Origin of the sequence: Phenylobacterium sp. NIBR 498073 (assembly GCF_027286305.1) — a bacterium.
Lineage (GTDB): Bacteria > Pseudomonadota > Alphaproteobacteria > Caulobacterales > Caulobacteraceae > Phenylobacterium.
In genome coordinates, this window is sequence record NZ_CP114599.1 from 4,056,885 (window position 1) to 4,082,549 (window position 25,665).

Consider the following 25,665-nt stretch of genomic DNA (forward strand, 5'->3'; position numbering starts at 1 on the left):
GAGGACGGCATGGCCCAGATGCACGACGCAGACACCCTGGCCTTCTATGACCGCGAGGCCGCGGCCTACGCCGCGCGCCAGCGGGGCGCGCCGGTGCGGCTGCAGGCCTTTCTCGAACAGCTGCGGCCGCGGGCGCGCATCCTGGAGCTGGGCTGCGGCGCCGGTCAGGACGCCGAGCTGATGACCGCCGCCGGCTTCGAGGTCACCCCCACCGACGGCTCGGCGGGCTTAGCGGCGGAAGCTGAGGCGCGGCTGGGGCGGCCGGTGCGGGTGATGCGGTTCGAGGAGCTGGACGAGACCGCCGCCTATGACGGCGTCTGGGCCAACGCCTGCCTGTTGCACGTCCCGGAAGACGGGCTGGCCGACGTGCTGGCCCGCATCCACCGGGCGCTGAAGCCGGGCGGCCGCTTCCACACCGGGTTCAAGGCCGGCGACGGCGGCGGGCGCGACAGCCTGGGCCGCTACTACAACTTCCCCGACGAGGCGCGGCTGCGGGCCGCCTACGGCGCGGCCGGCGACTGGGCGGCGCTGACCATCACCCCCGGCAAGGGCGGCGGCTTCGACGGGGTGATGCGCGATTGGCTGTTCGTGGACGCGGTGAAGGGATAGAGCGCCCTTCAGGTGTCATCCCGGAAAGCCCATAGGGCTTGTCCGGGATCCATTTGCGCCGCGTCGGCGGAAATGGGCGCGGTCCGAACAAGGGGTCCGCGATCAGGTGTTCATGGGTCCCGGACAGCCGCTGCGCGGCTTCCGGGATGACACGTTTACCTACTCCGCCGCCTCGCTGCGCTTGGCCAGCACTTTGTCGAACGACGCCCAGACGCCGTCGGCGCCGTGCCACTGGCCCTTGGTCGCGGCCTTCGAGTACTCGGTCGAGCGGGCCTCGAAGAAGTTGGCGTGCTCGACGCCCGAGAGCATCGACTGCAGCCAGGGCAGCGGATTTTCCTTCACGCCGTAGACTTCCGGCAGCGCCAGCTGGCGCAGGCGCCAGTCGGCGATGAAGCGGATGTAGGCCTTGATGTCGTCCGGGGTCATGCCCTGGATCTCGCCGGCCTCGAAGGCCAGGTCGATGAACTTGTCCTCCAGGCCGACCACGGTCTTGCAGCAGTCGACGATGTCGTCGCCGACGCTCTTGGTGACCGCGCCGGTCTCCTTGTTGAACGCGTGGTAGAGCTTGATGATGCCTTCGCAGTGCAGGCTCTCGTCGCGCACCGACCACGAGACGATCTGGCCCATGCCCTTCATCTTGTTGTGGCGCGGGAAGTTCATCAGCATCGCGAAGCTGGCGAACAGCTGCAGGCCCTCGGTGAAGCCGCCGAACATGGCGAGCGTCCGGGCGATGTCGGCGTTCGAATCGACGCCGAACTTCTGCATGTAGTCGTGCTTGTCGCGCATCGCCTGGTAGTCGAGGAACGCCGTGAACTCGGAATCGGGCATGCCGATCGTCTCGAGCAGCAGGGCGTAGGCGGCGATGTGGATCGTCTCCATGTTGGAGAAGGCCGACAGCATCATCTTCACCTCGGTGGGTTTGAAGACGCGGCTGTAGCGTTCCATGTAGTTGTCGTTCACCTCGACGTCCGATTGCGTGAAGAACCGGAAGATCTGGGTAAGGAGGTTGCGCTCCTTGTCGTTGAGCTTGGCCGCCCAATCCTTGAGGTCTTCGCCCAGCGGCACCTCTTCGGGCATCCAGTGGACCTGCTGCTGCTTCTTCCAGAAGTCATAGGCCCACGGATAGCGGAACGGCTTGTAGGCGAAGGACGGGGTAAGCAGGCCGGGCTGAGCGGACGTCGCGGTCACGGGTGCGGCTTTCGAATCTGACGGCTGGTGTTGGAGCCTATCTAGGCGCCGTTCGGGCATCCGCGGAAGGGCATATCTTGTGGTCGGGACATCAGGGCACACGCAAGATGTTGTGAAACATGGGGATGAACGATGCGCGCTGAATATGTCGCTCGAAGGGCGGCCGGTTCGGGCTCAGCGGCGGTCCAGGCGACGCTGAGCCTGCGCGGCCGCCCTGTCGTAGGGCCGGCGGATGCAGTTCGAAGGGGCGGCCCGCTTCCTCCCCATGAAGGGGAGGGCGGAGGTCACTTCTGCGGCTTGATCGAGAAGGTGAAGGCCAGGACCGAGTCTTCCTTGGTCTCCTGACCGAAGACCATGTGCTCGCCCTTCACCTCGCGGTGGATGTAGCCGAACGAGGTCTGCAACGCGCCCTTGCGATACGCCACGCCGACATGCGCATCGCCGACCAGGGCGCTGGACGGATCAGTGGTGAAGCCCTGGCGGTCCCAGCTGTTGCCGTTGCGCAGCACGTTGAGCCCGACGGCGCGGCCGCTGGCGGCGGCGAACAGGTACCAGCGGCCCTGGTCGCCATAGGCCTTGCCGTCGCGGACGCCGAGGTCGTTGAGGCGGTCCTCGACCTCGCCGTCGCGCTTCTGGGCGACGGTGAGGGTGGCGCCGGCCTCGGCCTGGCCGCCGCTGTTGGAGAGGCCGACGCCGGTATGCGGAGTCAGGGCGACGTCGAGCTCGCCGGCCCCGAAGCGCACCGGCGCCCAGTCGCGGGTGACCGCGACTTCGTAGGCGTCGGCGTCGAACTGGGCGGCGCGCGGGTCAATGTTGGCCGGCAGGCCGCTGGGCGAACGCTCGGTCCCGCCGACGCTGAGCCGCATGGTGTCGATCGAGCCGCGGGCGGTCTTGCCGAGTTGGAAGTTGTTGGTGGTCCAGCGGACCGGGGCGCCGTCGGCGGCGAACTGCTCGCGCTCGACGAGGTTGGCGAAGTCATCCTGACGTATCTTCGGCGCCTTGTCCGGCGCGAAGCCCGCGCCCTTCAGCTCCGTATCACCGCCAGGCCTCGATGTTTGGGCCGCGCCCTCCGTCGCAGCGCCAAAGCACAAGGCGATGGCCAGCCCAGCCAACAGCCTCATCGGCGAATCTCCCGTACCGCATCGTTGAGCGTGCGGCTCAACAAGCACCCTTCCATGATGATGGAATGACGCCAACGGAAAATCCGTTCCTCTGCCCTGCGTCACATAGGGTTTACACCTGAGGTGGCGCGCCCCTGGGCGTGGAACTGCGCCAGACTGGGACAAAGCAGGGAAAATGCGCGCAATTTGTGCGCGCCGACGCGAACGGACGCCTTGGCGCGGGCGCCGTCCGGACAGCAATCGAGGGGCGCGAAGGCCCCTCGCCTCAGGTCTTTGAGAATTTCCGCCGCCGGAGGACGGCGGCTAGAACCTTGGCGCCTACTGGCAGGCCAGGCACTCTTCGTAGTCGGTGCGCTCGGACGGCGCGTCGATGACCATGGCCACACCCTCGCCGCCGGCGTGAGCGGCGCGCTGCACCGACTTGGAGCGCAGGTAGTAGAGCGACTTGCAGCCGCGTTCCCAGGCCTGCCAGTGCAGCATGTGCAGGTCCCACTTGTCGACGTCGCCCGGCAGGAAGACGTTGACCGACTGCGACTGGCAGATGTCGGGCGTGCGGTCGGCGGCCAGTTCGATGACCCAGCGCTGGTCCAATTCGAAGGCGGTCTTGAAGACGTCCTTCTCGTCCTGGCTGAGGAAGTCGAGGTGCTGGACCGAACCTTCGTTCTCCAGGATCGAGTCCCAGACCTGCGAGGTGTTCTTGCCCTTCTCGTCGAGCAGACGCTCCAGGTAGGGGTTCTTCACCGCGAACGAGCCCGACAGGGTCTTGTGGGTGTAGATGTTGGCCGGGATCGGCTCGATGCCCGCCGAGGTGCCGCCGCAGATGATCGAGATCGAAGCGGTCGGGGCGATGGCCAGCTTGTGGCTGAACCGCTCCATGACGCCCTTCTCGGCCGCGTCGGGGCAGGCGCCGCGTTCGGCGGCCAGCTTGCGCGAGGCCGCGTCGCACTGGCGGCGCAGGTGCTTGAACAGACGCATGTTCCAGCTCTTGGCCAGGGCGCTCTCGAACGGCACGTTCTGCATCTGCAGGAAGGAGTGGAAGCCCATCAGGCCCAGGCCCACCGAGCGCTCGCGCTGGGCGGCGTAGACCGCGTTGGCCATTTCCGGCGGCGCGCTGCGGATGAAGTCCTCCAGCACGTTGTCGAGGAAGCGCATGACGTCCTCGACGAAGGTCGGGTGGTCGCGCCACTCCATGAACTTCTCGGCGTTGACCGAGGACAGGCAGCAGACCGCGGTCCGCTCGCGGCCCAGGTGGTCGGTGCCGGTGTGGAGCATGATCTCCGAGCACAGGTTCGACTGGCGGACCGACAGGCCGAGGTCGCGCTGATGCTGCGGCATCGAGCGGTTCACGGTGTCGGAGAAGATCAGGTAGGGCTCGCCGGTCTGCAGGCGGATCTCGAGGATCTTCTGCCACAGCGAGCGGGCGTCGACCTCGCGCAGGACTTCCTGGTTCTTCGGCGAGCGCAGGCCGAACATCGCCCCGTCGCGCACCGCCTCCATGAACTCGTCGGTGATGTTGATGCCGTGGTGCAGGTTCAGGGACTTGCGGTTGAAGTCGCCCGAAGGCTTGCGGATCTCAAGGAACTCCTCGATCTCCGGGTGGTGGATGTCGAGATAGACCGCGGCCGAGCCGCGGCGCAGCGAACCCTGCGAAATCGCAAGGGTCAGCGAGTCCATCACCCGGATGAAGGGGATGATGCCGCTGGTCTGGCCCGCGCCCTTGACCTTCTCGCCGATCGAACGGACGCCGCCCCAGTAGGTGCCGATGCCGCCGCCGTTGGAAGCGAGCGCGACGTTCTCGTTCCAGACGCTCTGGATGCCGTCGAGCGAATCGCCGACCGCGTTCAGGAAGCAGGAGATCGGCAGGCCGCGACCGGCGCCGCCGTTCGAGAGCACCGGGGTGGCCGGCATGAACCAGAGGTTCGAGATGTAGTCGTAGACCCGTTGGGCGTGCTCGGCGTCGTCGGCGTAGGCCGTCGCCACGCGGGCGAACATGTCCTGGTAGCTCTCGCCGGCCAGCAGGTAGCGGTCCTCGAGGGTGGTCTTGCCGAACTCGGTCAGCAGGGCGTCGCGCGAGCGATCGACCTCCACCTTCCGGACGAGCTGGAGCGCAGGCCGTTCAGCCCGCTCCGGGGCCGTCTGGGTCGCTTCCGAAACCGTCCGCATCACCGCTTCGCCGCTGCTCATGCCCCAAAACCCATAACTATCAGATGCTTTGCCTCCGGGACACCGCCCGGCCGTCGTCACCGCTATATCTAGTGGCTGCCCCGCCCCCGATACGCTCCATATGGGGCCATGAAGGCTAATGACTCGTCAACGGTCTGGAGCGGTCATCCCCACGAGAATTTCGTTAACGTCGCATTTACCTTTGACGCCAGGGCTTGACGGGCTTGAGTTTTCCACAGGCCCTCCGCGCCCGGACAAAGGCGCTGCTCACGCGACTGTGAAAACTGGGGGTGATTCAATCGCGAGTCGTTCGCACTTGCCCACCGCCGACCACCACCCTATCCACACCCCGTCACTGGGGAGTAGCCGCCCGTAACTCCAGCGGGGGACGCGTCAACAAACTTGCCGAAAGGCATGGCGCATCCGGCGAATTGCTTGGCGAGACCTTTGGCTTTCGTGCGTCGGTCCATGCGGGGTCGGCGGCGCGGAAGGCCATTGGTATGTCTCGACCCCGCCTGGACGCCTGTTCCCTATGGAAGCCTTCCTCGTATCGACCGGCCTCGTGGCCGTCGCTGAAATCGGCGACAAGACCCAGTTGCTGGCCCTGCTGCTGGCCGCCCGATTCCGAAAGCCCGCGCCGATCATTCTCGGCATCCTGGTCGCCACCATCGCCAACCACGCCCTGGCCGCCTGGGTCGGGGTCGCAGCCGCCTCGCTGCTGAACGGCCCGTGGATGAAGTGGGTGCTGGGCCTGGCCTTCATCGGCTTCGGCGTCTGGGCGCTGATTCCCGACAAGTTCGAGGAGAGCGACAAGCCCAAGGACCGGGCCGGAGTGTTCCTGACCACCCTGGTGGCGTTCTTCTTCGTGGAGATGGGCGACAAGACCCAGGTGGCGACCGTCGCCCTGGCGGCGAAGTTCCACCAGGTGCTGCTGGTCGCGGCCGGCACCACGCTCGGCATGATGATCGCCAACGTCCCGGCGGTGCTGATCGGCGAGGCCGCGGCCACCCGTCTGCCGCTGAAGTACATCCGCTGGGCCGCGGCGGCGTCCTTCGCGGCGATCGGCGTCTGGATCCTGATCGCGAGCTAACCGGCGGTCAGCGGCCAGAACCAGGCGATCAGCGGCGCGCCCAGGACCAGGACCAAAAGGGTCAGGGGCGCGCCCAGCCGCGGATAATCGGCGAATCGGTAGCCGCCCGGCCCCATCACCAGGGTGTTGCACTGGTGGCCGATGGGCGTGAGGAAGTCCGACGCCGCGCCGACCGCCACCGCCATCAGGAACGGGTCGGGATTGAGCCCCAGTTGGCGGGCCATGCTGGCCCCGACCGGCGCGACGATCAGCACGGTCGCGGCGTTGTTGAGGAACGGCGTGGCGGCCATGGCCACAGCCATGATCGACACCAGCGCGATCATCGGCGACTGGCCGCGGAACACGCTGGAGAGCCAGCCGCCGATCAGCTCGGCCCCGCCGGTCGTGGAGATCGCCTCCGAGACCGGGATCATCGCAGCGATCAGCACGATCAGCGGCCCGTCGACGGCGGCGTAGGCCTCACGCATGCGCAGGGCGCCGACGACGATCATCCCGACGGCCGCGCCAAAGAAGGCGATGGCCACGGGGACCACCTGGAAGGCGACCAACACCATGGCCGCGGCCAGGATCACCGCCGGGGCGAGCACATGGCGGATGCCGCCGAGCCGCACCTCGCGTTCGGCCAGCGGCAGCAGGCCGAGCGCAGCCAGGGCGGCGGGCAGCGTGCGCTCCGAACCCTGCAGCACGATGATGTCGCCGGCGCGCAGGCGGATGCGGCCGGGGCGCTGCTTGAGGTCGAAACCCGAGCGGCTGACCGCCAGCAGGTTCACGCCGTGCCGGCCGTAGAGGTCCGACTGCTGGGCCGAGCGGCCGATCAGTTCCGATTCGCCGCCGACCACCGCCTCGACCACGCGGACCTCGTCGGTCGGCTCCTCCATCGCGACCGGCCGGTCGGAACGGGTCAGCCGCAGCTTGCCGCGGTTGATCAGCTCGTCGAGCGCCTGTGGCTCGCCCTGCAGCAGCAGCACGTCGCCGGGGCGGACCTTGGTATTGGGATGCGGCCGGGGGCGCCGACGGCCGCCGCTGAGCAGCATCATCACCCGCGCCTCGCCGCCGGCCAGATCGTGCAACGCCCCGATCCGCAGGCCCGCCAGCGGCCAATCGCCGGGAGCCTCGACCTCGGTGAGGTAGGCGTTGGCGGCCAGGGCTTCCTCGAGGTTGACGGCTGGCGCGCGGTCCTTGGGCAGGATGCGGTAGGCGAAGGCCAGAAACACGAAGCCGATCGCCGCCAGCGCCAGCCCGACCGGCGCATAGTCGTACATGCCGAACGGCTTGCCGAGCAGTTCCTCGCGGACCTGCGAGACGATGATGTTGGGCGCGGTGCCGACCAGGGTGACAATGCCGCCGAGCATCGCCCCGAACGCCATCGGCATCAGCAGCCGCGAGGGCGAGGATCCGGTGCGTCGCGAGAGCTGCAGGGCCACCGGCATCAGGATGGCCAGGGCGCCGACGTTCTTGGTGGCGGTCGAGAGGATGGTCACCGCTGCGGTGAGCACCGGGACCTGGCTGCGCTCGGTCTTCAGCCGCGGGATCAGCGGGCGGAGCGCCGCCTCGACGATGCCGGACCTGCCGAAGGCGGCGCTGACCACTAGGGCCGCGGCGATGATCACCGTGATGTCGTTGGAGAAGCCGTCGAAAGCGCTCTTGGCCGGGACTACGCCGGTCGCCACGCCGGCGAGCAGCGCGCAAATCGCGATGACGTCATAGCGGAAGCGCCCCCAGATGAAGGCGCCGATGGTCAGCGCGACGAGTCCGAAGGCCAGTCCCTGGTCGAGCGTCATCGTCGCTACCTGCCCCGCCCGTTGCGGCGGAGCTTGGACAACGCCGCACGGCGGCGAAAGCTGCGCCCTTCAGCAAACCAACAGGCCCAAAGCAAAAGAGCCCGGCCTTTCGGCCGGGCTCTCCGCTAGATCGGCTGATCGCCGAGATCGACTTAGAAGTTGATGTCGATCGTCGAGCGGCGGTTCAGCGGTTCCTTCACGCCGTCGGCGGTCGGGACGGCGAGTTGGGTTTCGCCCTTCCAATCCACTTGCAGCGCGCCTTGGTTCACGCCCAGGCCCACGAGGGCGTCGGCGGTGGCCTTCGCACGACGTTCCGACAGGCGGACGTTGTACGCAGCCGAACCCGAGGTGTCGGTGTGGCCGACCACGATCACGCGGGTCGCGTTGCCGCTGGTCGCGTAGGTCGCAGCTTCCTGGATCACCGTCTGGGCTTCCGGCGTCAGCACGTACTGATCGAACGGGAAGTAGACGATGAACTGCTTGGCCTCATACGCCGGCGGAGGCGGCGGCGGAGGCGGAGGCGGCGGGGGAGGCGGCGGCGGGGGCGGCGGCGGCGGCGGCGGGGGCGGCGGCGGCGCGAACGAGTAGCGCAGGCCGACGGTCACCGACTGGTCGTTGTATTCGCCCGTGAAGACGCCCGGCTGCAGAGCGTGCGAACCGGTCGACGCGAAGTCGAGGTCCGTGCCGCCCAGGTAGCGGTAGGTCAGGTCGACGTTCAGACGGTCGGTCGCGCGCCAAGCCAGACCAGCGATCAGCTGCCAGGCCAGGGCGGTGTCGTCGTCGTCGATGGACAGGTTCTGGATCGACGGGTTGGCGGCGGTGTAGGCGCCGGTCACCGACGAGAACTGACCGACGGAGTCGACCTTCACGTGGTTGATGCCGATACCGGCGCCGACGAACGGATTGATGACCGCGCCGGGGGCGATGTCATAGATCACGTTGCCCATCAGGGTCCACGACGTGATGTCGCCCGAGGCCGCGCCGCAGTTCGGGGCGGCGGCCGAGCGGACCACGCCCGGGGTGCAGAGACCGAGGATCGAATTGTTCGAACCACCGCGGATCGACTCGATGTCGCCCGGACGGTAGCCGCCTTCGAGTTCCACGCGCCAATGCTCGTTCAGCTGATAGCCGAGACGCGCAAAGCCGGTCCAGTCTTCTTCCTGGTTGAACGTCCAGTTGTAGGGCGAGCCGCCAGCGGCGTTGTTCGACGATTCACCGTCGATGCCGTCCGGCCAGTGGTAGCCGAGGTCGACAGCGCCGTACCAACCAACTTCTTGCGCCGAAGCACCCGATGCGGCGAACACCGCAGCCAGGGCGGCCCCCGCTAGGAGTTTGAATTTCATATTCAGAGCCCTCTCTTGCCCTCTGCTGCGGCCAAATGACCCAGCGCTGTTATATCAAGGGCCAACCATTACGAAAGTGTCGCCGGAGCAACACCTTCGCCAATTCGTGGCGCCTCTCAAATCCAACCCCAGGACGTTACACAATCTTCCCCTCGGCGATCAACTTCGGGGCGAGAGACACATCCCTCGTTCGGTCGCCAACGATGCGCCTGGGCTACACCGTGGCTCCGAATTCTTGTTTTCGACTCCAGGTCCGAAAGGCCCTCGCGCTACGCAGCGCACGCGCCAGCCGGCTAAAGCCGATTGATTCTCTTGAACTATGAGCGCACTCAGCTGGACCGTCCAGTCCGTGCGGGACGCGAACGTCCGCATTCTGCAAGTACGCGCGTTATGTCTGGCTGGTTACTCCCCCTTCGCCTAAGACGCGAATCTCGTCTCCGGTTCGAGCGGACAACGCCCCCCCTACGGCTTAGTTCCGCCGCGGCTGTCAGTTTTCTTGCGCGCGTCGGTAGCGTCGGACTCTTCCCCCCAGAGCCTCGGGCCGGTTGAGCGCCTTTCGGAACTCATCGCGCCGCTCGTGGATCGATGCGATGATTAGTCCCATTGGCACCCCGATCTCAACCAAAACCGCCTCCGACAATTGTAAACTAGCTTCAACCGTCTCGGGCACGGCGTCGGTGGCGCCCAGCTCGTAGAGCCGCTGGGCCTGGCGCGCGTCGCGGGCGCGGGCGACGATGGTCAGGTCCGGCCGCATGGCCCGGGCGGTGGCGACGATCGCCTCCACCCCTTCGGGCGAATCCATGGTCACCACCAGGGCCGGGGCGGTCTCCAGCCCGCAGCGGCGCAGGAACTCCTGGCGCGAAGCGTCGCCGAAATAGATCGCCTCGCCGGCGTGGCGGGCGGCCTCGACCAGCTTCGGGTCGCGCTCGGCCGCCACCCAGGCGATGTCGTGCCGGTGCAGCATGTCGCCGACCAGCTTGCCGACCCGGCCATAGCCGACGACCAGCACCTTGGGCGCCTCGGCATGCCCCGGATCGGCGGCGGGCGGCGCGGCCGGTTCGGCCGCCAGCCCCTGCCCGCCGGTCTTGCGCCCGCCGAGTTTCAGGCCAAGCGCCGCCAGCAGCGGGATGCACATCATCGAGATCGTCGAGGAGACCAGCACCATCTGACCCAACGGCCGCGGAACGATGCCGTCGCCCATGGCCGCCGACAGGATGACATAGGCGAACTCCCCGCCCCCGGCGAGCAGCAGGCCGGCCTCCAGCGCCCCGCGCCAGGGCAGGCCGAACAACCGTCCGAGCCCGAACACCACCGTGGCGTTGAGCGCCACGACGCCGACCGACATGCCAAGGATCGCCCATGGCTTGGCGGCCAGCAGCGACAGGTCGAGCCCGATGCCGACCGAGAGGAAGAACAGGCCGAGCAGCAGGCCCTTGAACGGCTCGATGGTGACCTCGACCTCGTGGCGGTACTCGGTCTCGGCCAGCAGCAGGCCGGCGATGAACGCCCCCAGGGCCATGGAGAGGCCGGTCAGCGCGCTGACCAGACCTGCGCCGATGACCACCAGCAGGCAGGCGGCCATGAACAGCTCCTCGCTCTTGGCGCGGGCCACCGACTTGAGCATCGGGCGCAGCAGCAGCCGGCCGAAGGCCACCAGGATCATCACCCCGAGCGCGGCCGGCGCGAAGGCCAGCAGCAGGCGCGGCGAGAACACCGCATCCTCGCCGCCGCCGCGGCCAAGGATCGCCAGGGTGACCAGGATCGGAGCGACGGCCAGGTCCTGGAACAGCAGCACCGAGAAGGTGGCCCGCCCAGCGGGGGAGTGCTGGCGCTTGTGCTCGGTCAGGATCTGCATGACCACCGCGGTCGAGGACAGCGCCAGGGCCGCCCCGATCGCCGCCGCCGGGGCGACGTCCAGCCCGAAGGCCATGGCCGCCAGAGCGATGGCCGCCAGGCACAGGCTGACCTGCAGCGCGCCCATGCCGAACACCCAGCGCCGCATCAAGCGCAGACGCTCCCACGACAGCTCCAGGCCGATCATGAAGAGCAGGAAGACCACCCCGAACTCGGCCAGCTGGGCGATCTCGTCGGGATTGGCGATGGTGAAGTAGCCGAGCCAGGGAAAGGCGCCGCTAAGGGCACCCAGGCCGAAAGGGCCGAGGACGACGCCCGCGCCGAGGAAGCCGAGGATGGGACTGATCCGCCAGCGGCGGAACAAGGGCACGATCACGCCGGCGGTGGCGAGAAAGAGGACGACGTCCTTGTATTCGCCGGGCGAAACGTGACCTTCCATGCGCTCTCCTTCTGTGATGAGCGCCACTATGGGGTTTCGACGCCTCTTGCGTAACCCGTCGGGCAGCCCTTAAGACGCCCGCCCATGCACTTCGGCCGAAAAAAGCGCGCGGCGCGGGCGAGCCTGGGGGTCCTGGCGGCCCTTCTGGCCCTGTTCGCCCAGGCGTTGCTGCCGGGTGCGGCCATGGCGGCCGAATCGCTTTCCACCGTCCGCGTCGAGCTCTGCACCGAGAACGGCGCCGAGACCGTGGTCATCGGCGCCGACGGCCAGGAGCGGAAAGGCGGCTTCGCCGGACTGCCCTGTCACGACTGTCTGGCCGCCACCCTGGCGGTCGTCGTCACCCCCGAACTGGCGGTCGCGCCGGTGGCCTACGCCGCGGTCGTGGTCCGCCACGCCGCCCCCGCCGTCACCGCCCAGCCGCGCGCCCGCGCCCCGCCGCGCCCCCCGGGCCAAGGCCCGCCTTCCCTGAACGTCTGAGCCGAAACCGACCGCAGCGCCCGCGCGCCTGCGGTTCTTCTCGTACGTCCAGGGACACCACCAACATGTTCGCTTTCCTGCGCGCCTCGCCGCGCGCGCTGCTGCTCGCCGCCAGCGCCCTTTCGCTGCCCGCCCTCGCCCATGCCGACGACTCCGGCCCGCTGGTCGATGCGGTGATCGTCACCGCCCATCCCGATCCGGAAGACCCGCCGGTCGTCGCCGACGCCCGGCGGCGGCTGTCGGAAACGCCCGGCGCGGTGGCGGTGATCTCCGCCGAAGCCTATCGCGACCGCTACGCCCAGGGACTGGCCGAAACCCTGCGCGACGTGCCCGGCGTCTACGCCCAGAAGAAGTGGGGCGACGACACCCGGCTCTCGATCCGCGGCTCGGGGATCGGCAATCCAAACCACAACCGCGGCACGCTGCTGGCCCAGGACGGCGTGCCGTTCAACGAGGCCGACGGCTATGGCGACTTCCAGCAGATCGACCCGCTGATCGCCCGCTTCACCGAGGTCTACAAGGGCGCCAACGCCCTGCGCTTCGGCGGCGCGCTGCTGGGCGGGGCGATCAACATGGTGACGCCGACCGGCAAGGACGCCGGGGCGCAGAACCTGCTGCGGCTGGACGGCGGGTCCTACCGCACGATCCGCGGCCACGGCGAGGTCGCCCGCCAATGGGGCGAGTGGGACATGTTCGCCGCCGCCACCGCGATCTCGGCCAACGGCTGGCGCGAGCAGAGCGACCAGACCGCCCAGCACGTCTCGCTCAACATCGGCCGCAGCTTCGGCGAGGACCGCGAGCTGCGCTTCATCCTGTCGGGCCACAATATCGACCAGGAGATCCCCGGCGCGGTCGAACTCGGTCAGGCGCTGAACAGTCCGCGCAAGGCCAGCCCGGGCAATGTCGCCAACGAGTACCAGCGCAACATGCGCAGCGTGCGCGGTACGCTGCAGACCCGCTGGCGGGTGGCCGACAACGCGGTGTTCGAGGGCGGGGTCTATGCGAGCTGGAAGGATCTCGACCATCCGATCTTCCAGGTCATCGACCAGGAGAGCCGCAACTGGGGCGCGTTCGGACGGCTGGACGTCGAGGGCGAAGTCGCCGGGCGGCGGGCGGACCTGTTCGTCGGCGCCTCGGCGCGGCTCGGCGACCTGGACGCCCTGCAATGGGTGAACATGAAATCCTCGAAGGGGGCCAAGCGCGCCGACAGCGCCCAGAACGCCCGCGCTCTGGACGTGTTCGCCGAGGGCCGCGTGTTCGTGACGGACCAGCTGGCCCTGGTCGGCGGCGGCTCGCTGGGATCGGCAAACCGTCAGTTCCGCAACCACCTGAACCGGACGGCGGATCGTTCGATGACCTACGAGTGGTTCGCGCCGCGCCTCGGGGTGCTGTGGCAGGCCGACGACGGCGCCCAGGCGTTCGCCAACCTGACCAAGTCGGTAGAGCCGCCCAATTTCAGCGCCCTGGTCCAGACCGGGCCGTTCGTCGGCTTCGCGCCGCTCAAGGCCCAGGAGGCCTGGACCGCCGAGGTGGGGACCCGCGGCCGACGCGGCGTGATCGCCTGGGACGTCGCCCTCTATCGGGCCGAGCTGGAGAACGAGCTGCTGAACTTCGTGGTCACGCCCAGCATTCCAGCCGCCACCTTCAACGCCGGGCCGACGATCCACCAGGGCCTGGAGGCCGGGCTCGACTGGCGCGTCGGGAACGCACGGCTGCGCCAGACCTACGCCTGGTCGGACTTCCGGTTCGACGGCGACAGCGTCTATGGCGACAACCAGCTGCCGGTCGTGCCCGAGCATCTCTACCGGGCCGAACTGCGCTACGATCATCCCAGCGGCTGGTTCATCGCGCCCTCGGTCGAATGGTCGATCACCGACACCTATGTCGACTACGCCAACACCCTGAAGGCCCCGTCCTATGCGGTCTGGTCGCTGGGCGGCGGCTGGCGCGGCCCGGACGGGATCAGCGTCTTCGTCGAGGCCCGCAACCTGGCCGACGAGCGCTATGTCTCGAACTTCAGCGCCGTCACCGACGCGCAGGCGCCGAGCGTCTCCAAGGCGGTGTTCTTCCCCGGCGAAGGCCGCTCGGTGTTCGGAGGCGTGACATGGGCGTTCTGAGAACCCTGATGATCGGTGCGGGCGCGCTTCTCGCCCTGCCTGGCGCGGCCGGCGCGCACATCGTCGCCGATCCTGGCCGTGCGGAGGCCGGCGCCTATCAGGCGGTCGTGTTCCGCGTCGGACATGGCTGCGGCGAGGCGGCGACCACCGCGCTGCGCATCGAAATTCCGGCAGAGATGGCCTCGGCCCGTCCGCAGCCCAAGCCCGGCTGGCGGCTGGAGATCGAGCGCCGGGAGGGGCGGGTCGCGGCGATCACCTGGCGCGGCGAATTGCCGGCCGACCAGTTCGACGCGTTCGCACTGCTGTTCAAACTGCCCGACCAGGCCGCGACGCTCTACTTCCCCACCGTGCAGTCCTGCGGCGCCGAGCAGAGCCAATGGACGGAAATCCCTTCGGCGGGCGAGCGGGCCAGCCATCCGGCCCCCGCGCTCGTCGTCACCCCCAAGGCCGCTGCGGCCGAACCCCACCAGCACTAGAGGACGCCCCCATGCGACACCTTGCGATCATCGCCGCCGCCGCTGCGGCCCTGACCCTTTCCACCGCCGCCCAGGCGGCGACCTATCGGCTCGGAACCCTGGAGGTGGTCGACCCGTGGAGCCGGCCGGCCGCCGCGAACGGCAACGGCGGCGGCTTCATGACCATCGTCAACCGCGGGGCCGGCGCCGACGCCCTGGTCGCGGTCGAAACTCCCGCGGCGCGCAAGACCGAGGTGCACCGCTCCTCGACGGCCGGCGGGGTGATGAAGATGGAGCGCCAGGACGCCGGCGTCGCCATCCCGGCCGGCAAGCAGGCAGCCTTCGCGCCCGGCGGCTATCACGTGATGTTCCTGGGCCTGACCAAGGCGACCAGGCTCGGCGACAAGATCCCGGCGACGCTGGTCTTCAAGAGCGGCGCGAAGCTGAAGGTCGAGTTCCAGGTGGCCGCGGCCGCGCCCGGAACGGCAAGCGGCAAGGCGCCGGCGGCGGATGCGCACCACCATCACTGAGCCTTTACGCGGCAAGGCGCTGCGATGACCAAGGGCGGCGTTGACAGCGCCGCCCCCCGCGTCGTCTATGCCCTCCATATTTTAAGAATGGAGGATCGTCCTTGGTTTGGAATTACGCCAACCTCTGGGAGTCCGTCGCCGACGCGACCCCTGACCGCCCCGCCCTCATCCATGGCGAGCGTCGCCTGAGCTGGCGCGAATTCGACCGCCGCGCCAACGCCCTGGCCCAGGCCATGGTCCAGGCCGGCCTGACCCAGCAGTCGAAGGTGGCGGCCTATCTCTACAACGGGCCCGAGTACCTCGAGAGCTACTACGCCGCCTTCAAGGCCGGCCTGGTCCCGTTCAACACCAATTACCGCTACGGCGGCGACGAACTGACCTACCTGTTCGACAACGCCGACGCCGAGGCCGTGGTGTTCCACGCCTCGTTCGCCGAGATGGCCGACAAGGTGCGCGGCCGCCTGCCCAAGGTGAAGATCTGGATCGCCGTGCCGGAAGCCGGCCATCCGGTCCCCGACTGGGCCGCCGACTACGACGCCATCGTCGCGGCCGGCGCCGACCGCTTCGAAGCCCCCTGGGGCCGCACCGCCGACGACCTGCTGATCATGTACACCGGCGGCACCACCGGCATGCCCAAGGGCGTGATGTGGCGCCAGGAAGACCTGTTCAAGGCGCTGGGCGGCGGGGCCAACCTGCTGCTTGGCCTGCCGCCGCTGGAGACCGTGGCCGAAGCCGGCCAGCGGGCCAAGGCGGTCGACGCCTCGGGCGCGCCGCTGAACATCACCATTCCGGTCGCCCCGCTGATGCACGCCACCGGCCAGTTCATCTCGTTCGGGACCCTGATCTCGGGCGGCGCCGTCGCCACCCTGACCGGCCGCAAATTCGACCCGGCGGTGCTGTTCGATGAGGTCGAGCGCCTGGAGGCCGCCGGCCTGATCATCGTCGGCCCGGCCTTCGCCGCGCCGATGCTGGAGACCCTGGACGCCAATCCGGGCCGCTGGACCATGCCGTCGCTGAAGCGCATCGCCTCGTCGGGCGCCATGTGGGGCCTGGAGAACAAGCAGGGCCTGCTGAAGCACCTTCCGAACGTGATGCTGATGGACAGCCTCGGCTCGTCCGAGGCCCTGGGCCTGGCGTCCTCGACCTCGGGCGCGGGCCAGGCGACCAGCACCGCCAAGTTCGTGACCGGCCCCAACGCGGCGGTGTTCACCGAGGACGGCGTGCGGGTCGAGGCCGGCTCGGGCGTCCGCGGCCTGGTCGCCGTCGGCGGCCACACCCCGATCGGCTACTACAAGGATGAGGAAAAGTCGGCCAAGACCTTCCGCACCTTCGAAGGTCGCCGCTGGAGCGTGCCGGGCGACTGGGCGACCGTCGAGGCTGACGGCTCGATCACCCTGCTGGGCCGCGGCTCGCAGGTGATCAACACCGGCGGCGAGAAGGTCTTCCCCGAAGAGGTCGAAGAAGCCCTGAAGCGTTTCCCGGGCGTGCGCGACGCGGCCGTGGTCGGCCTGCCCGACCCGCGCTTCGGCGAGCGTATCGGCGCGATCGTGGACTTCGGCGGCGACAACCTGCCGACCCTGGCCGAGCTGTCGGCTCACGTGAAGGGCCTGCTGGCCGACTACAAGGCCCCGCGGGAACTGGTGCTGGCCCCGGTGGCCCGCGCCCCGAACGGCAAGCTGGACTACAAGGCGCTGAAGGCCCAGGCGATCGCCGCCCTGTCCACCGACGCCTAACGTAACAAAAAAGTAACGTGCTTCAGAGGGCGCGGCCGGTCCACGGTCGCGCCCTCTTCGTAAGACCCTCAGAAGGCTCGAAAATACCGATGAAGACCCTCTGGCTGGGCGCGGCTTCCGCCGCGGCCCTTCTTTGCGTGTCGGCCCCGGCGCTGGCGGACAACCTGCCCGACCTCTCCAAGGCGCCGCGAATGGGCCCTTGGGGCTTCGACATGGCCGGCCGCGACACCGCCGTGGCCCCGTCGCACGACTTCTTCGAGTACGCCAACGGCACGTACATGAAGAAGCTCGAGATTCCGTCGGACCGCTCGCGCTTCGGAGCCTTCGACGCCCTGCAGGACCTCTCGCAGGAGCGCATGCGCGCGGTGACCGAGAAGGCCGCCGCCAACAAGGCCGCGACCGGCGAGGAGGCCCAGGTCGGCGCCTTCTACCGGAGCTACATGGATGAAGCCGCGGTCGAGGCGCTGGGCGCCAAGCCGCTGGCCGGCGACCTGGCCGCCATCGGCAAGATCAAGACCAAGGCCGAGCTGGCCGGCCTGATGGGCGCGACGATGCGCCAGTTCGGCGGCGCGTTCTTCGGAAGCTACATCCACGACGACGCCAAGGCGCCCGATCGCTACACGGTCTATGTCAACCAGGGCGGGCTGGGCATGCCTGACCGCGACTACTACCTGACCGACCGCTTCAAGACCCAGAAGGCCGCCTACGAGGCCTATGTCGCCAAGCAGCTGACCCTGGCCGGCTGGGCCAAGCCGGCCGAGCACGCCGCCGCCATCGTCGCCCTGGAGACCCAGATCGCCGAGGCGTCCTGGACGCGAGCCGAGAGCCGCGACGACGACAAGACCTACAACCCCTATACCGTCGCCGAGCTGCAGGCGTACGCGCCAGGCTTCGATTGGGCCGCCTACCTCAAGGGCGCCAAGCTGGACAAGATCGACCGCGTCGTCGTCGCCCAGAACACCGCGTTCCCGAAGATCGCCAAGATCTTCGCCGACACGCCGATGGACACCCTGAAGGCGTGGTCGGCGTTCCACCTGGTCGACCAGGCCGCGCCGTACCTGTCCAAGGACTTCGTCCAGGCCAGCTTCGAGTTCCGCAACAAGACCCTGTCGGGCCAGCCCGAGCAACGCCCGCGCTGGAAGCGCGCGGTGGCGGCCACCGACAACAACCTCGGCGACCCGCTGGGCAAGCTCTATGTCGCGGCCTACTTCCCGCCGGAGAGCAAGGCGAAGATGGAGACGCTGGTCGCCAACGTCAAAATCGCCATGAAGGGCCGGATCGAGAAGCTCGAGTGGATGGGCCCGGACACCAAGGCCAAGGCCCTGGAGAAGCTGTCGAAATTCGGCGCCAAGATCGGCTATCCGGACAAGTGGCGCGACTTCTCGGGCCTGGAGGTCAAGGACGGTGACCTCTACGGCAACGTCAAGCGGGCCAGCGCCTTCGACTGGGACTATCACGTCGCGCGCCTGGGCGGCCCGGTCGACAAGGACGAGTGGCTGATGACCCCGGCCACGATCAACGCCTACTACCTGTCGACCAAGAACGAGATCGCCTTCCCGGCCGCCATCCTTCAGCCGCCGTTCTTCGATCCCGACGGCGACCCGGCGGTGAACTACGGCGCCATCGGCGGGGTGATCGGCCACGAGATCACCCACGGCTTCGACGACCAGGGCCGCAAGTCCGACGGCGACGGCAAGCTGACCGACTGGTGGACCGCCGAGGACGCGGCCAAGTTCGACGCCCAGGCCAAGAAGTTCGGCGCCCAGTATTCGGCGGTCGAGGTGCTGCCGGGCGCGCGCATCAACGGCGAGCTGACCATGGGCGAGAATATCGCGGACCTGGGCGGCCTGCTGGTGGCGCTGGACGCCTATCGCCTGTCGCTGAACGGCCAGCCCTCGCCGGTGATCGAGGGCGTCACCGGCGACCAGCGGGTGTTCCTGGGTTGGGCCCAGGTGTGGCGCGGCAAGTACCGCGACGACATGATGCGCCAGCAGCTGGTCTCGGACCCGCACTCGCCGCCCAAGTACCGCGTCGACGTGCCGGTGAAGAACATCGACGCCTTCTACGAGGCGTTCGGCGTCAAGCCGGGCGACGGCATGTACCTGGCCCCGGGCGGCCGGGTGCGGATCTGGTAGGGCGCGGCTGAGGTCGCGAGAAGGGCGGCGCCCCGGCCCGGGTCGCCGCCTTTTCTTTGGGCTTCTGCATTTTTGACATTTAAGTCAAAATTTGCGTCGGCCAAAAATTTGGCCCGCTGCGGGCGATAATCGCAGCGGGCCATATTTTGAGCAGTCGCTCTTATAGAGCGGGCGTTTCCTCCCCGAAACGCCGGAGACTGTCGGACTTGGTGGCCGTCATGTCTCTCGCAGGACTGAGAAAACGGTAATTTCTGACCCGAGTCAATGCGCCGAAATCGATGAACTCTGGATTTATCGATCAGATTTGCGCGAGCGGGATATTTTCGCCCGTTTTGGGGATTCTTTTTGACGGTATCGTCAATTCCTCACTCGCCTGCGTAGTTCATCGCTCGACGCACAACCCACGTCATAGACGAAGTCCGGCCGCGAGGCAGTGACCGGCCCGATTCCAGCCGCCGCCAGCGTCAAGGACGCCTCGGCCACCTTGCCGGCCGGCACCAGCAACCCGTTGGGACGGCGGGTCGCGCCGTCCGCCACCAGGGCGTCGACGACCGGCGTCTCGCGCGGATCGGCCGGCCAGATCAGGGTGGCGCTGTCGTGGGCGGCGGCGCGCGCCTCGATGACCCGCAGCAACCGCTCGGCCGCCGCAAGTTGATCTTGGCTCCAGGATGCACGCAACGAGGCCGTCAGATGGGCCTGGCTCTTCAGGATCACCCCATCGCCGAGCACCTTCAGGCCGTTGGCGACCAGGGTCGCGCCGGTAGTGGTGATGTCGACCACCAGCTCAGCCGAGCCGGCCGCCGGCGCCCCCTCGGTCGCGCCGCCGGATTCGGTGATCCGGTAGTCGGCGACCCCATGCCGCGCGAAAAACGCCCGGGTCTGGACCAGATACTTGGTCGCCACCCGCATGCGCCGGCCCGAGCGGGCCAGCAGGTCGTGGCCCACCTCCTCCAGGTCGGCCATGGTCTCGACGTCGATCCAGCTCTTGGGCACCGCGACGACGAGGTCGGCGCGGCCGAAGCCGAGCGCGCGCAGCAGCAGCACGCGGGCGTCGACGTCGCCGCCGCGTTCGCGCAGCAGGTCCTCGCCGGTGACGCCGAGGTGCACCTCGCCAAGGTCCAGCGCCTCGGCGATGTCGCCGGCCGACAGCAGCCGCACCTGGATGCCGGGCACGCCCTTGAGCTCAGCCATGTAGCCGCGCGATCCGCCGGCCACGGACAGTTTCAGGCCGCAGTCGCCGAGCCAGGCCTCGACCTGCTCCTTCAGGCGCCCCTTCGACGGGACGGCGAGAATAAGGGGTTCGCTCACGACTCGCCTCCCGCCCAGGCCCGCCAGGGCCGGACCACGCATCCGACGGCGCGCGCGCCGCTCGCTCCGCCCAGCCGCGAGGGCAGGCTGTCATAGCGCCCGCCGACCGCGACGCTGCGCTCGGGATCGAGCGCGGCCGAGCGGATCTCGAAGGTCAGGCCGTCATAGTAGTCGAAGGCGTGACCCAGGGCGGTGGCGAAGTGCATCTTCGCCGCCGGCACGCCGGCCGCGGTCAGCAGCTCCAGGCGCTCGGCCCAAGCCGCCAGCGGGGCGTCCAGCGCCCCGGCGCCGGCCACCGCCCGCATCGCGTCGAAGGCCGCCTGCGGCGCATCCTCGATGGCCAGGAAACGGCGGATGCGATCGGCCTGATCGCCGGTCAGGGCCGGGGCCTGGGCCGCCTGGGCGCGGCGGATCAGCCGCTGGGCGATCTCGGCCGGACCACGGCCGCCGACCGGGTCGATCCCGGCCAGGGCCCAGACTTCCTCCAGCACCGTGGCGGCCTCGGCCTCCGACAGGCCCGAGAGCAGGCCGGCGAGCTTGCCGTCGTCGCTCGGTGCGGCGGCCGCGCCTTCGGCGCGGGCCAGTTCGGCGGCCAGCAGCCGGGGACGCGACGCGACCCGCTTCACCCGCGCCGCCAGCGGGGCCGCCAGGCCCAGGCTGTCGACGAAGGCGGCGAAGAGGGCGATGTCGCCCAGCCATAGCGAAAGGTCGCTGCGCCCGCCGGCCAGCGCCGAGCGCCAGGCCAGGACGGCGATGTCGGCGTCGGCCTGCACGACCGAAGACCCCGCCGCATCGAAGCGCTCCAGGCCGATCTGACGGAACTCGTCGGGACGGCCCGGCTCGGGCGAGGCGCGGAAGGCCTTGCCCTCATAAAAATAGCGGCCGGAGGTGCGGCCGCTTTCCAGGTGCTGGCGCACCACCGGGACGGTGAAGTCCGGGCGCAGGCAGGTCTCCTGCCCGCCCTCGGACTGCACGACGAACAGGCGCGGGCGCATGGCCTCGCCGACCAGTTCCAGCAGCAGGCCGAGCGGCTGCAGGATCGGGGCGTCGACGACCTCGGCGGCCAGGTCCAGGAACGGCGCGCGGATCGCGGCCAGCGGCTCGGCGGGAACGGCGGGTTCAGCGCTCATCGGCCGGCCTCGATGATCTTGCGCACGGCCGCGACCAGCTCGGCGCGGTCGATGGTCTGCTGGCCCGGACGCTGTTCGCGCCACTCGGCGTTGTCGGCCACGCCCGAGGAGAGCGCGCGGCCGAGGTCGAGGTCCTTGATGGTGACCTTGCCGGCGGCGATCTCGTCGCCGCCCAGCATGATCGCGGCCGGCGCCATGCGGCGGTCGGCGTACTTCATCTGGGCCTTCATGCCGGCCGAGCCGAGATAGACCTCGGCCGGGATACCGGCGGCGCGCAGCTCGCCGACCACCGAGAAGTAGTGGGTCATGTCGTCGGGGGTGAAGGCGATCACCACCACCGGGCCGCGGATGTCGTCGCCGAGGTCCTTGCCGGCCGCGCGCAGGGCCGAGACCAGGCGCGAGACGCCGAACGAGAAGCCGGTGGCGGGCACCTGCTCGCCGGTGAAGCGGGCGACGAGGTCGTCATAGCGGCCGCCGCCGCCGATCGAACCGAAGCGGACGCCGCGGCCCTTCTCGTCCTTGGTCTTGAGCAGCAGTTCGGCCTCGAACACCGCGCCGGTATAGTACTCGAGCCCACGCACGATCGAGGGGTCGAAGGCGGCCCGCTCGACGCCGACGCCGAGGCTGGTCAGGGCCTTGTCGATCGCCGCCAGTTCGGCCAGGCCCGCGTCGCCCTCGGCCGAGCCGCCGATGATGCCGGCGATCTGGTCGAGGGTTTCGGAACGGCCGCTCAGCCCCGCGCCCACGAAGGCCAGCACCGCCTCGGCGCCGACCGCGTCGAGGCCCGCGCCCTTGGTGAAGTCGCCGGACTCGTCCTTACGGCCCTCGCCCAGCAGCAGGCGCACGCCCTCCGGACCCAGGCGGTCCAGCTTGTCGACGGCGCGCAGCACCGCCAGCTTCTGGGCGTCGTCCTTGACGCCGGCCGTGGTCAGCAGGCCGTTCAGCAGCTTGCGATTGTTGATCTTGATGATCGCCGAGCCGGTCGGCAGGCCGGCGGCCTCCAGCCCCTCGACCGCCATGGCGATGATCTCGGCGTCGGCCTCAGGCCGGGCCGAGCCGACGGTGTCGGCGTCGCACTGGATGAACTCGCGGAAGCGGCCAGGGCCGGGCTTCTCGTTGCGCCAGACGGGGCCGAAGGCGTAGCGGCGGAACGGCTTGGGCAACCCCTCCTTGGTCTCGGCCACGAACCGGGCCAGCGGCGCGGTCAGGTCGTAGCGCAGGGCCATCCACTGCTCGTCGTCGTCCTGCAGGGCGAAGACGCCCTCGTTCGGACGGTCGGCGTCGGGCAGGAACTTGCCGAGCGCGTCGGCATACTCGAAGGCCCCGGTGTCGAAGGCCTCGAAGCCGTAGCGTTCATAGACGGCGGAGACCTTGGCCAGGATCTGGCGCTCGGCGGCCAGGTCGCGGGCGCGGCGGTCGTTGAAACCGCGCGGGGCGCGGGCCTCGGGGCGGGGAGCGTCGGTCATGGCGCTCGCCTAGCGGGTCGCAGCGCGCGCGGCAAGGCGCGGCTGGGTTTGATAAGCGGAGATGTCCATTCGTCAGGTCCTTGAAAAGGAGAACTTCGACGGATGGAGCTGGCGTGCCCGGAGCCCCATCCGCTGGTGCGGGTGGCTCGGGCGGGGGTCGCTTTTAGGCCATGCGATCCCAGGCCGATCCCGCGTGTGCGGTCGGATGGTGATGGCCGTGATGGTGCGAAACCCGGGTCATTGCGACCCGGGTCTTAGACGCAAAGTGTGAAGATGGCGAGTCGGAACGGCTCAGGCCGGTTCGAGCTCGACGAAGTCGCCCAGCTGGGCGGCCAGCGCCGCCTGGAAGGCCGAGCGCGCCTCGCAGCGGGCCTGATAGGCGGCCAGGGTTGGGAACTGCGCCATCAGCTCGGTGTGGCGCAGGTTGCGCAGCACCGTGACCATCATCAGGTCGCCGGCCGTGAAGCCGCCCGCCTCCAGATAGTCCTTGCCGCCGAGACTGGCGGCGAGTTCGCCCAGCCGCTGCTCGACGAAGGCCACGACGGCGGGCCGGCGCAGACGCGCCCATTCCTGGTCGGCGTTGAAGAGGTCGAGCTCGGCCAGGTTCTGGATCGGCGGCTCGATGGAATTGAGCGCCGCGAACAGCCAGGCGGTCGCCCGGGCCCGGCCGTCCGGGTCAGCCGGCAGCAGGGCCGGGGCGCCGGCGGCGATGTGCAGAACGATGGCCCCGCTCTCGAACATCGCCAGCTCACCCTCGCGATAGGCCGGCACCTGGCCGAACGGTTGCAGCGCCCGGTAGGCGGCGGTCTCGCGGTCGTCGAAGTCGATCAGCCGGGCGCGATAGGGCAGGCCCGCCTCCTCCAGCGCCCAGCGGACGCGCAGGTCGCGAACCAGGCCGCGGGCGAAGGGCGGAACCCACTTGAAGGCGGAAACTTCGATCATGATCAGGCCTCCTTGGCCAGGTAGCCGGCCAGCTTGTCGAGCAGCGAATTCCAGCCGCCGATGTGGGAGTCGCGGGCCTCGACCGTGGCGAACGACGTCTGGTGAAAGCTGAACAGGGTGCGACCGCCGGCCAGCCGCCCGAAGGTGACCGTGACGGTGTGGTCACGCACGCCCATCGCCCCGTCGGCCCAGCCGAAGCTCATGACGATGCGCTCGGCCGGCACGATCTCCTTGTAGGCGCCCTGCATCCAGTGGTCGGCGCCCTTGTCGTCGCGAATGCAGGCGCGATAGGCGCCGCCGACGCGGAAGTCCTGCTCGAAGGTGGTGGTGACGAAGTCCTTCGGACCCCACCAGCGCATTAGATGCTCGGGCGTGGTCCAGACTTCGAAGACCAGCTCGGGCGGAGCCTCGAAGATGCGCTCGATGAGCAGTTCGTCGTCCTGGAGGACGGCGGCGTTAGTCGTCGCGCTCATGATCCTTGGCCTCCTTATTGGCCTGCAGTTCAGCGAGATAGGCGTCCATCCGCTCGAAGCTGCCGTCCCAGAACCGGCGGTAGTGCTCGATCCAGCCGGCGGCGTCCTTGAGCGGTCCCGCATTCAACTGACAGGGCCGCCATTGAGCTTCGCGCGTGCGTGAGACGAGGCCGGCCTGTTCGAGCACCTTCAGGTGGCGGGAGACGGCCGGCAGGCTGATCTCGAACGGCTGGGCGAGATCGCTGACGGAGGCCTCGCCCAGGGCGAGGCGCGCCAGGATCGCACGCCGGGTCGGGTCGGCCAGGGCCTGGAAGGTGGTGCTGAGAGGGTCGGACATCGTTTTCATTTAACGGACAGGTTAATTAACATATCGGTTAAATGCAAGGGGCGCGTTTTCGGCGGCGCGAACGGCCGCCGTCGCGGTCAGCCCAGGGCGGGGGTGACGTACTCCATGCCTTCGAGCGCCGGGCTGGCGTCGGCGACGTCGAAGCCGGCCATGATCCGGCCGAAGCGGCCCTGGACCAGGCCGCGCATATCGGGATGGGTGAAGATGTAGCGCTCGCCTGCCTGCACCGCCTCCAGCACCCGCCGGCCGACGCGGTCCGGCTCGATGCCGCTGTCGACGGGCGAGCCGCCGGGGCTGGCGACCGGCTCGGTCGGACCGCCGTACTTGGCCTGCCGGGTGCGGCCCGACTTGTTGATCTTGGTCTTCACGAAGCCGGGGCAGAGCACGGCGACATTGATGTTCTCGGGCGCCAGCTGCCCTGCCCAGCCCTCGGACATGCCCACCACCGCGTACTTGGTGGCGGTGTAGGGCTCCATGCCCGGCACCGAGATCATCCCGGCCATCGAGGCGGTGTTGACGAAGCACCCGCCCTCGCCGTGGGCGCGGATGTGCGGCAGGAACGCGTCCATGCCGTAGACCACGCCCATCAGATTGACCGCGACGATCCAGTCCCAGTCAGCGGGCTTCACTTCGCCGATCGGACCGCCGGCTCCGACGCCGGCGTTGTTGCAGACCACATGCACCTTGCCGAAGGTATCGACCGTCGCCTGGGCCGCGGCGACCACGGCGGCGCGGTCGCCCACGTCGCACAGCACGCTGGCGGTGCGGACCTGCCGGGCTTCGAGATCGGCCACGGCCGCCTTCAGCGGCGCCTCCTCGATGTCGGCCAGCATGACGTTCATGCCCGCGCCGCCGAAGGCGTGCGCCATGGCCAGGCCAAGGCCGCTGGCCCCGCCGGTGATGAAGGCGGTCTTTCCGTTCAGGTCACGCATATGGGCCTCTCCCCTCGTTTCTTGTTCTGCCTC

Annotated in this window: 21 protein-coding genes and 1 riboswitch; of the genes, 8 read left to right on the forward strand and 13 right to left on the reverse strand. The window is 69.0% G+C overall.

The annotated features are described in order from the left end of the window. Positions 1-9: 9 nt before the first annotated feature. Positions 10-609, forward strand: coding sequence for a class I SAM-dependent methyltransferase (locus O4N75_RS20180; protein ID WP_269627197.1), 600 nt, complete (start codon positions 10-12; stop codon positions 607-609). Positions 610-768: 159 nt separating this feature from the next. On the opposite strand, the gene O4N75_RS20185 is transcribed toward O4N75_RS20180, so the two are convergent. The 3 genes from O4N75_RS20185 to O4N75_RS20195 all read right to left on the reverse strand — a co-directional run bounded on the left by O4N75_RS20185 (position 769) and on the right by O4N75_RS20195 (position 5,102). Further along, the gene (locus O4N75_RS20185; protein WP_269627198.1) at positions 769-1,857 is read right to left on the reverse strand and encodes a ribonucleotide-diphosphate reductase subunit beta; all 1,089 of its coding nucleotides are present in this window, start codon (positions 1,855-1,857) and stop codon (positions 769-771) included. A gap of 224 nt (positions 1,858-2,081) precedes the next feature. After that, positions 2,082-2,918, reverse strand: coding sequence for a lipid A-modifier LpxR family protein (locus O4N75_RS20190; RefSeq protein ID WP_269627199.1), 837 nt, complete (start codon positions 2,916-2,918; stop codon positions 2,082-2,084). 318 nt (positions 2,919-3,236) lie between these two features. Next, positions 3,237-5,102, reverse strand: coding sequence for a ribonucleoside-diphosphate reductase subunit alpha (locus O4N75_RS20195; protein WP_269627200.1), 1,866 nt, complete (start codon positions 5,100-5,102; stop codon positions 3,237-3,239). A gap of 324 nt (positions 5,103-5,426) precedes the next feature. Beyond that, positions 5,427-5,595: riboswitch (yybP-ykoY riboswitch) on the forward strand. An 18-nt stretch (positions 5,596-5,613) separates the two neighbouring features. Between O4N75_RS20195 and O4N75_RS20200 the strand changes: the two genes are divergently transcribed. Continuing rightward, complete coding sequence (locus tag O4N75_RS20200; RefSeq protein WP_269627201.1) at positions 5,614-6,171, forward strand: TMEM165/GDT1 family protein; 558 nt, start codon at positions 5,614-5,616, stop codon at positions 6,169-6,171. On the opposite strand, the gene O4N75_RS20205 is transcribed toward O4N75_RS20200, so the two are convergent. The 3 genes from O4N75_RS20205 to O4N75_RS20215 all read right to left on the reverse strand — a co-directional run bounded on the left by O4N75_RS20205 (position 6,168) and on the right by O4N75_RS20215 (position 11,588). Beyond that, a complete protein-coding gene (locus tag O4N75_RS20205) occupies positions 6,168-7,952 on the reverse strand; it encodes an SLC13 family permease (protein WP_269627202.1) in 1,785 nt (594 codons plus the stop codon). The two genes, O4N75_RS20200 and O4N75_RS20205, sit on opposite strands and share 4 nt — an antisense overlap. Positions 7,953-8,104: 152 nt before the next feature. Further along, positions 8,105-9,295, reverse strand: coding sequence for an OmpA family protein (locus O4N75_RS20210; protein ID WP_269627203.1), 1,191 nt, complete (start codon positions 9,293-9,295; stop codon positions 8,105-8,107). 487 nt (positions 9,296-9,782) lie between these two features. After that, the gene (locus tag O4N75_RS20215; protein WP_269627204.1) at positions 9,783-11,588 is read right to left on the reverse strand and encodes a cation:proton antiporter; all 1,806 of its coding nucleotides are present in this window, start codon (positions 11,586-11,588) and stop codon (positions 9,783-9,785) included. Positions 11,589-11,672: 84 nt separating this feature from the next. Here O4N75_RS20215 and O4N75_RS20220 point away from each other — a divergent pair, with 84 nt between their 5' ends. The 6 genes from O4N75_RS20220 (at position 11,673) to O4N75_RS20245 (ending at position 19,035) form a co-directional block, all read left to right on the forward strand. Next, entirely contained in the window at positions 11,673-12,065 is a 393-nt protein-coding gene (locus tag O4N75_RS20220; protein WP_269627205.1) for a DUF2946 domain-containing protein, read from the forward strand. 65 nt (positions 12,066-12,130) lie between these two features. Further along, positions 12,131-14,182 (forward strand): TonB-dependent receptor, encoded by a 2,052-nt coding sequence (locus O4N75_RS20225; RefSeq protein WP_269627206.1) that lies wholly within the window; start codon positions 12,131-12,133, stop codon positions 14,180-14,182. Next, complete coding sequence (locus tag O4N75_RS20230) at positions 14,170-14,658, forward strand: YcnI family protein (protein WP_269627207.1); 489 nt, start codon at positions 14,170-14,172, stop codon at positions 14,656-14,658. The genes O4N75_RS20225 and O4N75_RS20230 overlap by 13 nt, the downstream gene beginning before the upstream one ends. An 11-nt stretch (positions 14,659-14,669) precedes the next feature. Continuing rightward, entirely contained in the window at positions 14,670-15,167 is a 498-nt protein-coding gene (locus O4N75_RS20235) for a copper chaperone PCu(A)C (RefSeq protein ID WP_269627208.1), read from the forward strand. A 101-nt stretch (positions 15,168-15,268) separates the two neighbouring features. After that, complete coding sequence (locus O4N75_RS20240; protein WP_267231708.1) at positions 15,269-16,900, forward strand: AMP-binding protein; 1,632 nt, start codon at positions 15,269-15,271, stop codon at positions 16,898-16,900. Positions 16,901-16,989: 89 nt separating this feature from the next. After that, on the forward strand, positions 16,990-19,035 hold the full coding sequence (locus O4N75_RS20245) for a M13-type metalloendopeptidase (RefSeq protein WP_269627209.1): 2,046 nt from the start codon (positions 16,990-16,992) through the stop codon (positions 19,033-19,035). Positions 19,036-19,392: 357 nt separating this feature from the next. On the opposite strand, the gene hisG is transcribed toward O4N75_RS20245, so the two are convergent. The 7 genes from hisG to O4N75_RS20280 form a co-directional block, all read right to left on the reverse strand. Continuing rightward, positions 19,393-20,343 carry an ATP phosphoribosyltransferase gene (gene hisG / locus O4N75_RS20250; protein ID WP_269627210.1) on the reverse strand — a complete coding sequence of 317 codons (951 nt, stop codon included), beginning with the start codon at positions 20,341-20,343 and terminating at the stop codon, positions 19,393-19,395. Then, positions 20,340-21,473 carry an ATP phosphoribosyltransferase regulatory subunit gene (locus O4N75_RS20255; protein ID WP_269627211.1) on the reverse strand — a complete coding sequence of 378 codons (1,134 nt, stop codon included), beginning with the start codon at positions 21,471-21,473 and terminating at the stop codon, positions 20,340-20,342. Before O4N75_RS20255 ends, hisG begins: the two co-directional genes overlap by 4 nt. After that, positions 21,470-22,939, reverse strand: a complete 1,470-nt coding sequence (gene hisS / locus O4N75_RS20260; RefSeq protein WP_269627212.1) for a histidine--tRNA ligase — start codon at positions 22,937-22,939, stop codon at positions 21,470-21,472. Before hisS ends, O4N75_RS20255 begins: the two co-directional genes overlap by 4 nt. 291 nt (positions 22,940-23,230) lie before the next feature. After that, positions 23,231-23,881 carry a glutathione S-transferase family protein gene (locus tag O4N75_RS20265; RefSeq protein ID WP_348649509.1) on the reverse strand — a complete coding sequence of 217 codons (651 nt, stop codon included), beginning with the start codon at positions 23,879-23,881 and terminating at the stop codon, positions 23,231-23,233. A 2-nt stretch (positions 23,882-23,883) separates the two neighbouring features. Then, on the reverse strand, positions 23,884-24,354 hold the full coding sequence (locus tag O4N75_RS20270) for an SRPBCC domain-containing protein (RefSeq protein WP_269627213.1): 471 nt from the start codon (positions 24,352-24,354) through the stop codon (positions 23,884-23,886). Beyond that, positions 24,338-24,691: a metalloregulator ArsR/SmtB family transcription factor gene (locus O4N75_RS20275; protein WP_269627214.1), complete on the reverse strand. Its 354-nt coding sequence runs from the start codon at positions 24,689-24,691 to the stop codon at positions 24,338-24,340. The genes O4N75_RS20270 and O4N75_RS20275 overlap by 17 nt, the downstream gene beginning before the upstream one ends. Positions 24,692-24,777: 86 nt before the next feature. Further along, positions 24,778-25,632: an SDR family NAD(P)-dependent oxidoreductase gene (locus O4N75_RS20280; protein ID WP_269627215.1), complete on the reverse strand. Its 855-nt coding sequence runs from the start codon at positions 25,630-25,632 to the stop codon at positions 24,778-24,780. Positions 25,633-25,665: the final 33 nt, after the last annotated feature.